Origin of the sequence: Burkholderia paludis, from assembly GCF_000732615.1 — a bacterium.
GTDB lineage: Bacteria > Pseudomonadota > Gammaproteobacteria > Burkholderiales > Burkholderiaceae > Burkholderia > Burkholderia paludis.
In genome coordinates this window covers 204,435-216,528 of record NZ_JPGL01000005.1, presented here as the reverse complement: position 1 = coordinate 216,528, position 12,094 = coordinate 204,435, and the positions used below count along the sequence as shown (strand labels likewise).

13 protein-coding genes are annotated in these 12,094 nt (G+C 66.5%); 8 read left to right on the top strand and 5 right to left on the bottom strand.

What is annotated here, in order from left to right:
- Nucleotides 1-389 precede the first annotated feature (389 nt).
- From GQ56_RS0102375 to GQ56_RS0102350, 6 genes are all read left to right on the top strand, one after another.
- On the top strand, nucleotides 390-1,604 hold the full coding sequence (locus GQ56_RS0102375) for a cation:proton antiporter (RefSeq protein ID WP_031397111.1): 1,215 nt from the start codon (nucleotides 390-392) through the stop codon (nucleotides 1,602-1,604).
- A 14-nt stretch (nucleotides 1,605-1,618) separates the two neighbouring features.
- Nucleotides 1,619-2,734, top strand: coding sequence for a YbdK family carboxylate-amine ligase (locus tag GQ56_RS0102370; RefSeq protein ID WP_006490006.1), 1,116 nt, complete (start codon nucleotides 1,619-1,621; stop codon nucleotides 2,732-2,734).
- Between the two features lie 505 nt (nucleotides 2,735-3,239).
- Nucleotides 3,240-3,878, top strand: coding sequence for a MarR family winged helix-turn-helix transcriptional regulator (locus GQ56_RS0102365; protein ID WP_031397110.1), 639 nt, complete (start codon nucleotides 3,240-3,242; stop codon nucleotides 3,876-3,878).
- Nucleotides 3,879-3,906: 28 nt separating this feature from the next.
- The gene (locus tag GQ56_RS0102360; protein WP_031397109.1) at nucleotides 3,907-4,617 is read left to right on the top strand and encodes a glutamine amidotransferase; all 711 of its coding nucleotides are present in this window, start codon (nucleotides 3,907-3,909) and stop codon (nucleotides 4,615-4,617) included.
- A 162-nt stretch (nucleotides 4,618-4,779) separates the two neighbouring features.
- Nucleotides 4,780-5,892, top strand: coding sequence for an NADH:flavin oxidoreductase/NADH oxidase (locus GQ56_RS0102355; protein WP_031397108.1), 1,113 nt, complete (start codon nucleotides 4,780-4,782; stop codon nucleotides 5,890-5,892).
- A gap of 179 nt (nucleotides 5,893-6,071) precedes the next feature.
- A complete protein-coding gene (locus GQ56_RS0102350; protein ID WP_031397107.1) occupies nucleotides 6,072-6,602 on the top strand; it encodes an SET domain-containing protein in 531 nt (176 codons plus the stop codon).
- A gap of 123 nt (nucleotides 6,603-6,725) precedes the next feature.
- On the opposite strand, the gene GQ56_RS0102345 is transcribed toward GQ56_RS0102350, so the two are convergent.
- Together GQ56_RS0102345 and GQ56_RS0102340 are read right to left on the bottom strand one after the other, a co-directional pair.
- Nucleotides 6,726-8,213 (bottom strand): sensor histidine kinase, encoded by a 1,488-nt coding sequence (locus GQ56_RS0102345; RefSeq protein ID WP_031397106.1) that lies wholly within the window; start codon nucleotides 8,211-8,213, stop codon nucleotides 6,726-6,728.
- A gap of 117 nt (nucleotides 8,214-8,330) precedes the next feature.
- Nucleotides 8,331-9,023: a response regulator gene (locus tag GQ56_RS0102340; RefSeq protein WP_006401494.1), complete on the bottom strand. Its 693-nt coding sequence runs from the start codon at nucleotides 9,021-9,023 to the stop codon at nucleotides 8,331-8,333.
- Between the two features lie 122 nt (nucleotides 9,024-9,145).
- Here GQ56_RS0102340 and GQ56_RS0102335 point away from each other — a divergent pair, with 122 nt between their 5' ends.
- Entirely contained in the window at nucleotides 9,146-9,376 is a 231-nt protein-coding gene (locus GQ56_RS0102335) for a DUF3717 domain-containing protein (protein WP_031397105.1), read from the top strand.
- Between the two features lie 92 nt (nucleotides 9,377-9,468).
- Here the strand turns inward: GQ56_RS0102335 and GQ56_RS0102330 are convergent, their stop codons facing one another.
- Complete coding sequence (locus tag GQ56_RS0102330) at nucleotides 9,469-9,846, bottom strand: 4a-hydroxytetrahydrobiopterin dehydratase (protein WP_265183103.1); 378 nt, start codon at nucleotides 9,844-9,846, stop codon at nucleotides 9,469-9,471.
- Between the two features lie 74 nt (nucleotides 9,847-9,920).
- Nucleotides 9,921-10,847 (bottom strand): phenylalanine 4-monooxygenase, encoded by a 927-nt coding sequence (gene phhA / locus GQ56_RS0102325; protein WP_031397103.1) that lies wholly within the window; start codon nucleotides 10,845-10,847, stop codon nucleotides 9,921-9,923.
- A 106-nt stretch (nucleotides 10,848-10,953) separates the two neighbouring features.
- On the opposite strand from phhA, the gene GQ56_RS0102320 reads away from it, so the two are divergent.
- The gene (locus GQ56_RS0102320; RefSeq protein WP_031397102.1) at nucleotides 10,954-11,439 is read left to right on the top strand and encodes an Lrp/AsnC family transcriptional regulator; all 486 of its coding nucleotides are present in this window, start codon (nucleotides 10,954-10,956) and stop codon (nucleotides 11,437-11,439) included.
- A gap of 84 nt (nucleotides 11,440-11,523) precedes the next feature.
- On the opposite strand, the gene GQ56_RS0102315 is transcribed toward GQ56_RS0102320, so the two are convergent.
- Nucleotides 11,524-12,057: a class IV adenylate cyclase gene (locus GQ56_RS0102315; RefSeq protein ID WP_031397101.1), complete on the bottom strand. Its 534-nt coding sequence runs from the start codon at nucleotides 12,055-12,057 to the stop codon at nucleotides 11,524-11,526.
- Nucleotides 12,058-12,094: the final 37 nt, after the last annotated feature.

The window sequence follows — 12,094 nt, the reverse complement described above, 5'->3', positions numbered from 1 at the left end:
CGTATATATACAGGTAAACCTTTGAAACCAAAGACCTGTGGTGCCGCACAGCGCCGCGAGTCGATTCAATGGGTTCCAGACCGAAAAAGCTGTGGCACAATCGGTTTCCTTCGCGTTCATCCGGCCAGGCGCCGGACATGCTTCAATGGAACGGTCGGCACGATTTCGAATCTGAATCTTCGAGACTGCGCAGGCCGTTCACACACCAGGCCGACAATCCAGATCGGCAACCTGAGCGACTTTCCGTCGAGTGACGGAAAAGGCGGACCCCATGTCCCGCCTCGTCGACCACAGCAATCACGTTCGGGGCGATCCCTGCCGGCACGCATCCATGTCTGACGCTTGATCTCGCGTCGCTGGCGGTCGCTTCCAAAGGAGAAGTCACCACGATGAAGTCGGCGTTCTCATTCCTGCCCAACTGGCCGCTTACGCCGGATGCCGTGTTCTGGGCCGGACTCGCGTTGTTCGCGGCCGGCCTGTGCGGTGAACTGTGCTATCGCGCATGGCGCCTGCCGCGCATCACCGGCTACGCGGTGATCGGTCTCGTCGCCGGTTCGTTCGGATTCGGCGTGATCGATTCCAGCACCGACGAAACCTCGCGGCTGCTGATCAACGTCGCGCTCGGCCTGCTGCTGTTCGAGCTCGGCAGCCGTCTCGACCTGCGCTGGATCCGGCGCAATCCGTGGCTTATCGCGTCGAGCCTCGCGGAGGCCACGCTGACGTTCGTGCTCGTGCTGTTCATGATGCTCGCGCTCGGCGTGTCGGGCATGGTCGCGCTCGTGCTGTCGGCGATCGCGATCGCGACGTCGCCTTCGATGGTGATCCAGCTGAAGACCGAGCTGCGCGCGGAAGGGCAGGTGTCGCAACGCCTCATCACGCTGACCGCGCTCAACAGCGTGTATGCGATCGTGCTGACCAAGCTCGTGACGAGCTGGCTCCACCAGGAAGCCTACGGCAACGTCTTCGCGACGGTCCTGCAGCCGCTCTACCTGCTCGCCGGTTCGCTCATCGTCGCGTATGTCGTCGCGCGTTCGTGCAATTACCTGTTTCGCCACATGACGTCGACGATGCGCGACGAGCATTCGTTCGTCGCGCTGTTCGGGCTCGTGATGCTCGCGATCGCGGTGGCCCAGGCGCTGAAGCTGTCGACGCTGCTCACGCTGCTGCTCGCCGGCATCATCGTGAAGAACCTCGAGGCGCGCCCGCAACTGTGGCCCGAGCATTTCGGCACGGCCGGCTGGCTGCTGACCGTGATCCTGTTCGTGCTGACGCTCACGTCGTTCACGTGGGGCGACATCGCGCTCGGCGGCCTGCTCGCGATCGTGCTGATCGTCACGCGGCTCGTCGCGAAGCTGGCCGGCGTGGTCGCGTTCGCGAAGCCGAGCGGCATCGGGATGAAGCAGGGCGTCGCGCTCGGCATCGCGCTCACGCCGATGTCCGCGCTGTCGTACCTGCTCGTCGACGATACCTACCAGCTCTACCCGAATTTCGACCCGCACCTGCGCGCGATCGTGATGTGCACGATCGTGGTCCTGCAGCTCGTCAGCCCGTTCGTCGTCTACCGCTGCCTGTCGGCGGTCGGCGAACGCAGCGACAGCAACTGATTCCGGAACCTGCCATGGCACTCGAAACCTTCGTCAATTCCGAGCCGTTCACGTTCGGCGTCGAACTGGAGATCCAGGTCGTCAACACGCACAACTACGACCTGACCAAAGCGGCGTCCGACCTGATGCGCCTGATCCAGGGCGAGACCTTCCCGGGCAACATCACGCCTGAAATCACCGAGAGCATGATCGAGCTGTCGACCGGCATCTGCCATTCGCACGAGCAGGCGGTCAGCGAACTGCACGCGATCCGCGACGTGCTCGTGAAGGCGGCCGACCAGCTCAACGTCGGGCTGGCCGGCGGCGGCACGCATGCGTTCCAGCAATGGAGCGACCGGCAGATCTACGATGCGCCGCGCTTTCAGTACATTTCCGAGCTGTACGGCTATCTCGCCAAGCAGTTCACCGTATTCGGCCAGCACGTGCATATCGGCTGCCCCGATCCCGACAGCGCGCTGTTCCTGCTGCACTCGATGTCGCGCTTCATTCCGCACTTCATCGCGCTGTCCGCGTCGTCGCCGTTCGTGCAGAACGTCGACACGGGTTTCCATTCGGCACGGCTGAATTCCGTGTTCGCGTTCCCGCTGTCGGGCCGCGCGCCGTTCGTGCTGACCTGGGACAGCTTCGAGGAGTACTTCACGAAGATGGTGAACACGGGCGTCGTCAACTCGATGAAGGATTTCTACTGGGACATTCGCCCGAAGCCCGGCTACGGGACGATCGAGGTGCGCGTGATGGACACGCCGCTGTCGGTCGACCGTGCGGCCGCGATCGCCTGCTATATCCAGACGCTCGCGCGCTACCTGCTGACCGACCGGCCGCTGAAGCTGTCGGAGGACGACTACCTCGTCTACACGTTCAACCGCTTCGAGGCGTGCCGCTTCGGGCTCGAAGGGACCTGCGTGAATCCTCAGACGGGTGAGCGCCGCACGATCGCCGAAGACATCCTCGACACGCTCGACCGGATCGCGCCGCATGCGGCCGCGCTCGGGTCGCGCGCGGCGCTCGACGAGATCGGCGCGCTCGCGAAGGCGCGCGTGAACGACGCATCGTGGTTGAGAACCGTTTTCAAACAGGAAAAATCGCTGAATGAGACGGTCCGCCAGCAGTGCCTGCGCTGGCGCGAATGAAAAAATGTTTTGCAGATTGCAGGCTCGACCGCGTGTCGATTCACTGAAAGGCGCGCGCCGCGGTTTCAGCCCGAAATCGTTTGCAGGCGTCCTGAAAATCTGTGGATAACCTGATATTCCGCTGCAAAGTCAACGATTTGCGGTCGGGATAACCCGGTGGAGCATTGCGGTCGTCCGGTTGGCCGATCCGAACAGGAAAATGCCGTCGCGTCCGTTTGCGCGGGCGCGCGGCATTGCAGGCACAACGAAAAAAACCGGTTATCCAGTGATTTTCCACAGAGCAAAGGGGATAACTTAGCTGTGCGATTTTCCGCTCTCGCTTAGAATGTCGGCTTTGCGGACACCGGATTGATGAGTGTCTTACCGGTCGCCGCGAACGCGACCGCCGCGTGTGCCTCGCGACGGCCGTGCTGACGCACTCGGAAGAGCGTGTCTGTTTTGAGATAGATTCGATCTCCACACTACGGCCGCTCGGCACTCCGGGCGGCGGCAAAGCGAAAAGACTATGAGCGAAGGCGTTTACGGGAATCAGGCTGCGGGACGTGTGACCCACAGTCTGCTGCGGTTGAGTACGGCCATGCGAAGCGAGGCATGGGATTGGGCGGAAGGCGCCGGCCTCACGCCGACGCAGGGCGAGATTCTCGTGCTGCTGCTGCAGCGCAAGGGCCCGATGCGGCTCGGCGAGATCGCGCGCGAGACGCAGTTGACCGCGGCGACCACGAGCGATGCGGTCAGCACGCTCGAGACGAAGGGGCTCGTCGAGAAGCGCCGTGCGCTGGACGACGGCCGCGCGCTGGCCGTGCGCCTGTCGGCCCGTGGCCGCACGGCCGCGAAGAAGGCGCTGCAATGGCCTGAATTCCTGACGAAAGCGGTCGGCAAGCTCGGCGCGGACGAGCAGGGCGCCCTGTATCGCGCGCTGCTGAAGACGCTGCGCGAACTGCAGGTGGCCGGTGCGACGCCGCCGCAGCGCATGTGCGTGACGTGCGCCCACTTCCAGCCGGGCAAGCTGTCGAAGAAGACCGTGCATCACTGCGCGGCGCTCGACCTCGCGATGTCCGACAGCGATCTGCGTCTCGACTGCTCGGTGCAGGAAGAAGCCGACGCGGCGACGCAGAAGAAGACCTGGAAGATTTTCGCAGGCTGACGTCCGTCGATCGACCGGGAGGCCGATGATGAACGCTGAAGTCGTGGCGATCCGCCACGTGCATTTCGAGGATCTCGGGAGTTTCGAGCAGGTGCTCGGCGAACGGGGCCGACGGGTGCGCTACGTCGATGTCGGATCGTCGCGGGTCGAGGTGCTCGACGTGCTCGAGCCGTCGCTGCTGGTCGTGCTGGGCGGGCCGCTCAGCGTGTACGACGATGCGCAGTATCCGACGATCGCGCCGCTCGCGGCGCTCGTGGGCCGGCGCATCGACGCGGGGCTGCCGATCCTGGGCATCTGCCTCGGTGCGCAGTTCATCGCCCGGGCGCTCGGCGCGCGCGTCTATCCGGCCGCGCAGCACGAACTCGGCTGGGCGCCGCTGACGCTCACCGATGCCGGCCGCGCATCGCCGCTGCGCCATCTCGATGGCGCGGCGACGTCGATGCTGCACTGGCACGGCGATACGTTCGACCTGCCGGGCGGCGCGATCCATCTCGCGTCGACCCCGGCCTGCCGCCACCAGGCATTCGCGTGGGGCCGGCACGTGCTGGCGCTGCAATGCCATCCGGAAATCCGCACCGACCGCTTCGAACCCTGGCTGATCGCGAACGCCGCCGAAATCGCGGCGACGCCCGGTATCGATGCGCGCCAGCTGCGGGCCGATACCGCACGGTACGGCCCCGTACTCGAGGCCGCCGCGCGACGCATGTTCGCGGAATGGCTCGACGGCATCGGACTCTGACGCCGCGGGCGCCGCCACGCGCCGCGCGCGGCTTTTTCCTGTTCTGCCTGGCCGGCCACCGGCCGACCCTGACCATCCGCTTACTGCCAGGCGCGCCGTCTGCACGCTTGCGGCCCGCGTGCTACGCTCGTTCGCTCTTTCCAACCCTGGCGAACGGCTTCCATGACTGCGCTGTTTTCTCCGTTCACGCTACGAGGCGTGACCCTTCCGAACCGGATCGTGATCTCCCCGATGTGCCAGTACTCGGCCGACCGTGGTGAGGCGACCGACTGGCACATGATTCACCTCGGCCATCTCGCGCTGTCCGGGGCGGGGCTGCTCTGCATCGAGGCGACCGCCGTGGAACCCGACGGGCGCATCACGGATCGCGACCTCGGCCTCTGGGACGACGCGACCGAGGCCGCGTTGAAGCCGGTGCTGGCCGCGATCCGCCGGTATTCGCCGGTGCGCGTCGCGATGCAGTTGTCCCACGCGGGGCGCAAGGCGTCGAGCGACGTGCCCTGGCAGGGCGGCCAACTCGTGTCCGTCGCTGACGGCGGCTGGTTGCCGCATGCGCCGTCGGCCGTGCCGCACAAGGACGGCGAGACCCCGCCGCTCGCGCTCGATGCGGCGGGCCTGAACCGGATCCGCGAAGCGTTCGCGGCCGCCGCCAGGCGGGCCGCGCGGCTCGGCATCGACGCCGTCGAAGTGCATGCGGCGCACGGCTACCTGTTGCACCAGTTCCTGTCCCCGCTCGCGAACCACCGCACCGACGAATACGGCGGCTCGCTCGAAAACCGGATGCGCTTTCCGCTCGAGATCTTCGAGATCGTGCGCGCGGCGTTCCCGGACGACCGGCCGGTCGGCGTGCGCGTGTCGGCGACCGACTGGGTCGAGGGCGGCTGGGAGCTCGACGATACGATCGCATTCGCGCACGAATTGAAGCGCCGCGGCTGCGACTGGATCGACGTGTCCTCCGGCGGCGTGTCGCCGCTGCAGAAGATTCCGCTGTCACCCGGCTACCAGGTGCCGTTCGCGCAGGCCGTGAAGCGCGCGGTCGGCATGCCGACGATCGCGGTCGGGCTGATCAGCGATCCCGCGCATGCGAACCGGCTCATCGAGTCCGGCGACGCCGATTTCGTCGCGATGGCGCGCGCGATGCTGTACGACCCGCGCTGGCCGTGGCATGCGGCGGCCGAGCTCGGCGCGCAGGTGACGGCGCCGCCTCAATACTGGCGCTCGCAGCCGCGCGAGCACAAGGCGTTGTTCGGCGACGTCGCGTTCGGCCAGCGCTGAACGCCCGGCGCGCAATATTGCGCATGATGTTGAACGAAGCAATCGTGAACGTGTAGGATGCGGGTGATTCGCCGCATGCCCCGACGCGGCACCGACCGGTGCCGCGTTTTCGTTTTGCGCGACGCCAGGCCGCGATCGCGGCCGTTTTGATTCAAGTCGTCTTCACAAGGATTCGTTCGATGAGTTCACGCAGGATCGCGGTGCGCCGCTCGGGAGTACACGGCAAGGGCGTGTTCGCCGTGGAGCCGATCAAGGCCGGCGAGCGCGTAGTGGAATACAAGGGCGAACGAATCTCGTGGAAGGAAGCGCTGCGCCGCCATCCGCACGACCCGAGCGAGCCGAACCATACGTTCTACTTCGCACTCGACGAAGGCGGCGTGATCGACGGCAAGATCGACGGCAACAGCGCGCGCTGGATCAACCATTCGTGTGCGCCGAACTGCGAAGCCGAGGAGGTCAAGGGCCGCGTGTTCATCCACGCGCTGCGCGACATCGGGACGGACGAGGAGCTGTTCTACGACTACGGCCTCGTGATCGATGCGAAGCTGACCAAGTCGCTCAAGCGCGAATACGCGTGCCATTGCGGTGCGTCGTCGTGCCGCGGCACGCTGCTCGCGACGTCCGGCGAGAGCAAGAAGAAGAAAAAGAAGAAGGACCGGAAGGAAGACAAGCCCGAGTCCCGATCGAAGGACAAGAAAAACAGGAAGTAAGGCAGGCGGCGGCGCGCGATGCGCCGCCGTTGCCGTTTCAGCGCAGGGCAGCCGCGTCGCGCGGCCGTCCTTTCTCCTTCGTGATCCGGCGCGCGGCCTGACCGGCCGGCCGCCGCGAATCGCTCAATGCGTCGACGCGGTGGCCGGCGCCTCGCTGGCCGGCTTCTGCTGCGTGCCTGCCGTCAGCGGCACCCTCACCACGAAGCGGGAACCGCCTTCCGGCGCATCCTCGTACGACACCGTGCCGCCGTGCATCGCGATGATGTCGTGCACGATCGCGAGGCCGAGCCCCGCGCCCGTCTCGACGCCGTTGCCGCTTTGCGCGTCGCCGCGGAAGAAGCGCTTGAACAGGTCGGCCTGCTGGTTGGCGGGAACGCCGGGGCCGTTGTCCTCGACGACGATCTCGGCGGCCGGCTGGCCGTTCTCGAGCGCGCCGCGCGCGACGTTCACCGTGATCCGCGCGCCGTCCGGCCGGGCAAGCGGCACGTATTTCAGCGCATTGTCGAGCAGGTTGGCGATCACCTCGCGCAGCAGCACGGGGTTGCCGCGCACGGTCAGTTTCTCGTCGTCGCCCGGGTCGTCGCTGCGCTGGAAGCCGAGGTCGACATGGAAGGCGAGGGCGCGGGGCACCCATTCGGCGCCCGTCTCGAACGCCATCGCGGCGAGGTCGACGTCGACGAAGCGCGCGGCCTGTTCGCCCGGTTCCGCCCGGGCGAGCGACAGCAACTGGTTCGACAGCCGCACCGCGCGATCGGCGGCCGCGCGCAATTCGCGCACGGCGGTGAAGGTCTGGTGCGGGTCGCGCGCGACGGCCGCCTGCTCGGCGTGCAGCTTCACGGCCGTGAGCGGCGTGCGCAACTGGTGCGCGGCATCGGCGATGAACTTGCGCTGCGCGTCGAGCGCGGTCTTCAGGCGGCCGAGCAGGGCGTTCATCGCGCTCGTCAGCGGCCGGATCTCCAGCGGCACCTCGGTTTCGTCGACCGGCTCCAGCGACATGTGGGTCTGCCGGTTCAGCGAATCGGCCAGATGCGTGAGCGGGCCGAGCTGCTGGTTCACGACTCGCCACACGATGCCCCATCCGGCGAGCAGCAGCAGCAGCAGCGGCATCATGATCGCAACGAGGAATTCGGCCGCGATCCGGTAGCGGTGCCGCACCGGCTGCGCGACTTCGACGACCATCGGCTTGCCGCCGTCGACGTCGTCGACGCGCACCTGCGCGACCCGTACCGCCCGGTTGTCGTACTCGGCCTCGAACACGTACGCGTGATGCATGCGGCGTACGTTGATGCCCTGCAGCGGCAGCTTCGGATCGCCGGCGAGTTCCTGTTCGCCGTCGCTGATCCGGTAGATCAGCGCTTCGGCGGGATCGGAGAACATGGCCTGCGCGAGCGGCGGCACCGTGAACGGCGCGTCGGGGCCGGCGATCTGGATCTGTTTCGAGATGGCGGTCGCGAGATCGGCGAGCGAGCGGTCGATCACGTGCTGCGTGTATTGCCACGCGAGCCAGTAGGCGATCAGGCCACTCATCAGCGCGAGCATCGACAGCGGTGCGGCCAGGCGCCGGAGCAGTGAGCGGCGCAGGCTGGTGGTGACAGCCGGATCAGGAGACATTTCGACGGGCAAATGGATAAGCGCCGCTCACGGGGAGCGGCGCGGTCGTATGCCGGGCAGCGATACGGAGCAGCGCGCCCGCGCCGGCGGCAGACAGCCGCCCGCGCGTGGCGCCGCTCAGACGCTTGCCGTCTGGCGGATTTCCTGCAGCAGGTAGCCGAAACCGCGCACCGTGACGATCTCGACACGGCACTGCTCGAGTTTCTTGCGCACCCGGTGCACGTAGACTTCGATCGCGGTGTCGCCGAGATCGCCGCCGAAGTGCGTGAGGTGATCCTGCAGCTGGGCCTTGCTGACGACGCGGCCATGACGCAGCAGCAGCATCTCGAGCACCGCGAACTCGCGCGGCGACAGTTCGAGCGGCTTGTCGTCGTTGAAGATGCGGCGGTCGACGCCCGACAGGCGGACGCCGCCGAGCGACACTTCCGGACGCGGCATGTCGCTGTGCGGGCCGCTGCGGCGCATCACCGCGCGGATGCGCGCTTCGAGCTCGGCCGGTTCGAACGGCTTGAGCATGTAGTCGTCGGCGCCCGAGTTCAGGCCCTGGATGCGGTCGTTCAGCTCGTCGCGTGCGGTCAGCACGATGACGGGCGTGTGGCGGTTGGTCTGGCGGAAACGCGTGAGCAGCGTCATCCCGTCGATGCCCGGCAGGCCGAGGTCGAGGATCACGAGTTCGTGGCGGTTCTGTGCCAGCGCCTGTTCGGCAAAAATGCCGTCATGCACCATGTCGACGGTGAAGCCAGCCTGCTCGAGGCTGCTCTGGATACCGCGTGCGATGGGGCGGTCGTCTTCGATCAGAAGGAGTCGCATGAAGTTCGCTCAAGTACAATGGGTTGGCGGTTCAGGCACGCGGACAGCACGACGCCGTTTCCACAGGGGCGCCGCAACACCTGACATCAAGCATGGCGGCCAGCGAACGATTAAATCCAATCATGTCCGATATTTCGATCAACGACTTAGAAGCCGCGATCAATTTCTGGCGCGCCCGCTCGCCGTCGAGCGGCGACGAACTCAAACTCTGCGAAGAGGCCAGCGCGCTTTCCAAGCCGTATGCGCTGCTGATTGTACAGCGCCAAAGCGCGCTGCAACTGGAAGGTTTGGACCCCAAGGCACGGAAAGCATACGAGACTTACGTGCGCCTTAAGGATGGCTTGGAAAGCTGAAGGCTTTCGCTAAGTACATCCTAGAAAACGTTCATCGAAATGAAAAGTTGACGCGCCGCGCGTCGAAAGACGCGCGGCGGTAGAGGAACGACTCAGGCGGCCGGTCGCGCGTGCGCGCCGGCACGGTCGATGAACAGGGCCAGTTCGATGTCGCGTTCGGTCAGGCCGTCGGCATCGTGGGTCGACAGTGTGACGTCGACGCGGTTGTACACGTTGAACCATTCCGGATGGTGGTCCATTTCCTGCGCCTTGATCGCAACGCGCGTCATGAAGCCGAACGCTTCGTTGAAATCGGCGAAGCGCAGGCTGCGCTGGATTGCGTCGCGGCCCGGCACGGCCGTCCAGAGCGGCAGGCCTTCGAGCCGGGTCTTGCGTTCTTCTGATGTGAGCTTGTGGATCATCTTGCACCTCTCGTTCGGTAACGGCGCCCGCGCGCGACTGCGCCGCGCGGCGCAGCCGGCACCGGTCATTGTTTCATAGTTGTGGAACGGCCATCCGGGGACGGCCAGCCGGCAGCCGGCCGACGCGCGTTGCCGCGCGGGTGTCACGCGTCGGCGTCGTCGGGCCAGCCTGCTCCCGTGCCGCGGTGCAGCACGCGATCGGTGCCGAGCACCGTGCCGGCCGCGAATTCGGGCAGCGACGCCAGCCGGTCGGCCAGTGCGCGGCCGTCGACGCCGGCGAGCGCGAACAGCTGCGCGAAATCGTCGATCACGAAGTAGGTTTTCTGGAACGTGTCGATCCGGTACTTCGTGCGCATCACGCGTTCGAGGTCGAAGCCGAGCCGGTTCGGCGCCGCGCTTTCGAGGCTGTACAGGCTTTCGCCCTTGCTGGACACGATCCCGGCGCCGTAGATCGACAGCCCGTTGGCGCCGCGCGGGTCGCGGATCAGGCCGAATTCGACCGTGTACCAGTAGAGTCGCGCGAGCCGCGCCAATGCGGCTTCGTCATCCGCGACCGCCAGCGCCGTGCGGCCGTACGCCTGCATGTAGTCGGCGAATACGGGGTCGATCAGCAGCGGGACGTGGCCGAACAGGTCGTGGAAGCAGTCGGGCTCCTGCAGGTAGTCGAGCTGGTCGGGGCGGCGCATCCACCAGGTGACCGGAAAGCGCCGGTTCGCGAGGTGCTCGAAGAACACGCGGTCCGGCACGAGGCCCGGCACCGCGACGATTTCCCAGCCCGTCGCCGGTTCGAGCTGGCGGTTCACGTCGGCGAACGACGGCACGCGATCAGCCGGCAGGTCGATCTTCCCGAGCCCCGCGACGAACGCGTCGCAGGCGCGCCCGCGCAACAGCGCCGACTGGCGTGCATAGAGCTGCTTCCACACCGCGTGATCGACCTGGCCGTAAAGCGCGAGCGGCTGGTCGATGGTGAAATCTGCGCGGGTTTCGAGGCCCGCGTCGAACTGCTCCTGCAGTTTCGCGGTGACGACGGTGGACATGATCAGGCTCTGGATGCTGTGGTTGGGAACCATGCAAGTGTAGAGCGGGTAGGGCGCGGAAAGGGCGCAATATTGGCGCGTATTGGCTTGTTGATGCGATAATCGCGCATCAAATCACGAATCAATGCGGAGAATGCTCATGGTGGAACTCGATCACTTCGATCTCGCGCTGCTGGACGTGCTGCAGCGCTCCGGTCGCGCGACGCATCAGCAGCTCGGCGAGGAGGTGCCGCTGTCGCCGTCGCAGATCGGCCGGCGGCTGCAGCGGCTCGAGGCGGCCGGCGTGATCGAGGGCTACCGTGTGATGCTGCGGCCCGAAAGGCTCGGGCTCGGCGTGACCGCGTTCACGAGCCTGAAGCTCAAGCACCACGGCGATTCGATCATCGAGCAGTTCCAGCAGCAGATCGACGTGCTGCCCGAAGTGCTCGAATGCCACGCGGTGGTGGGCGATGCCGACTACCTGCTGCGGATCGTCGCGCCCGACCTGAATGCGCTGTCGCAGTTCGTGATGAAGAAGCTGATGCGTGTGCCGGGCGTGGACAGCGTGCGCTCGAACATCGTGCTGACGACCTTCAAGCGCAACGGCGCGCTGCCGCTCGCGCATCTGGCGCCCGGCGCCGCCTGACGCGGCGGGCGGACCGGCGCGCGCCCGTTGCCGCAGGGAACCGGCCGCGGCGGCGCGTCCTGCGCCGCCGGGTTCAACGCCGGATCACGCGGATTCGTGCTGCGTGTCGGCGTTCAGCAGGTCGACATACGCGACCGCGACGAGATCGTCCGGCGACACGCCGAGCTTCGCGAACACGTCGTGTGCTTCGGCTTCGCCGCCGGCTTCGTCGTCATCGGGGCCGAGCAGGACTTCCAGTTCGATGAAATCGCCGAGGCCGTCGACGCGGTCGAGGTGGATGCGCGTGCGGCCCGCGAGATACACGTGCCGTTCCTTCGTCACGATCCCGCGCGTGGTCAGCGCGGTGGCGAGCAGCGCATGCATCGCATCGGGGTTCGTCACCGGGCTGCGCGTGTAGTACGACGCCTTCGGGCCGTCGCGGTCGTCGCGCTGGTAGAAGATCAGCTCGGCCGGCGTGCCGTCCTCGAAGCGGCGCAGCTTCAGCCGGCCGCGCGGCACGTCGTAGAAGAAATCCTGCTGGCGGTAGAACAGCGGCGCTTCGGTCGCGAGCCTGGCAGCCTGTTCGCGAAGCAAGTCGAATTCACGGGCGCGGGCTTTGATCTCGATGTTGCGGGCCATGCGGGTCTCCTTCGATCGGGGTCTCGCGGTGTGCGAA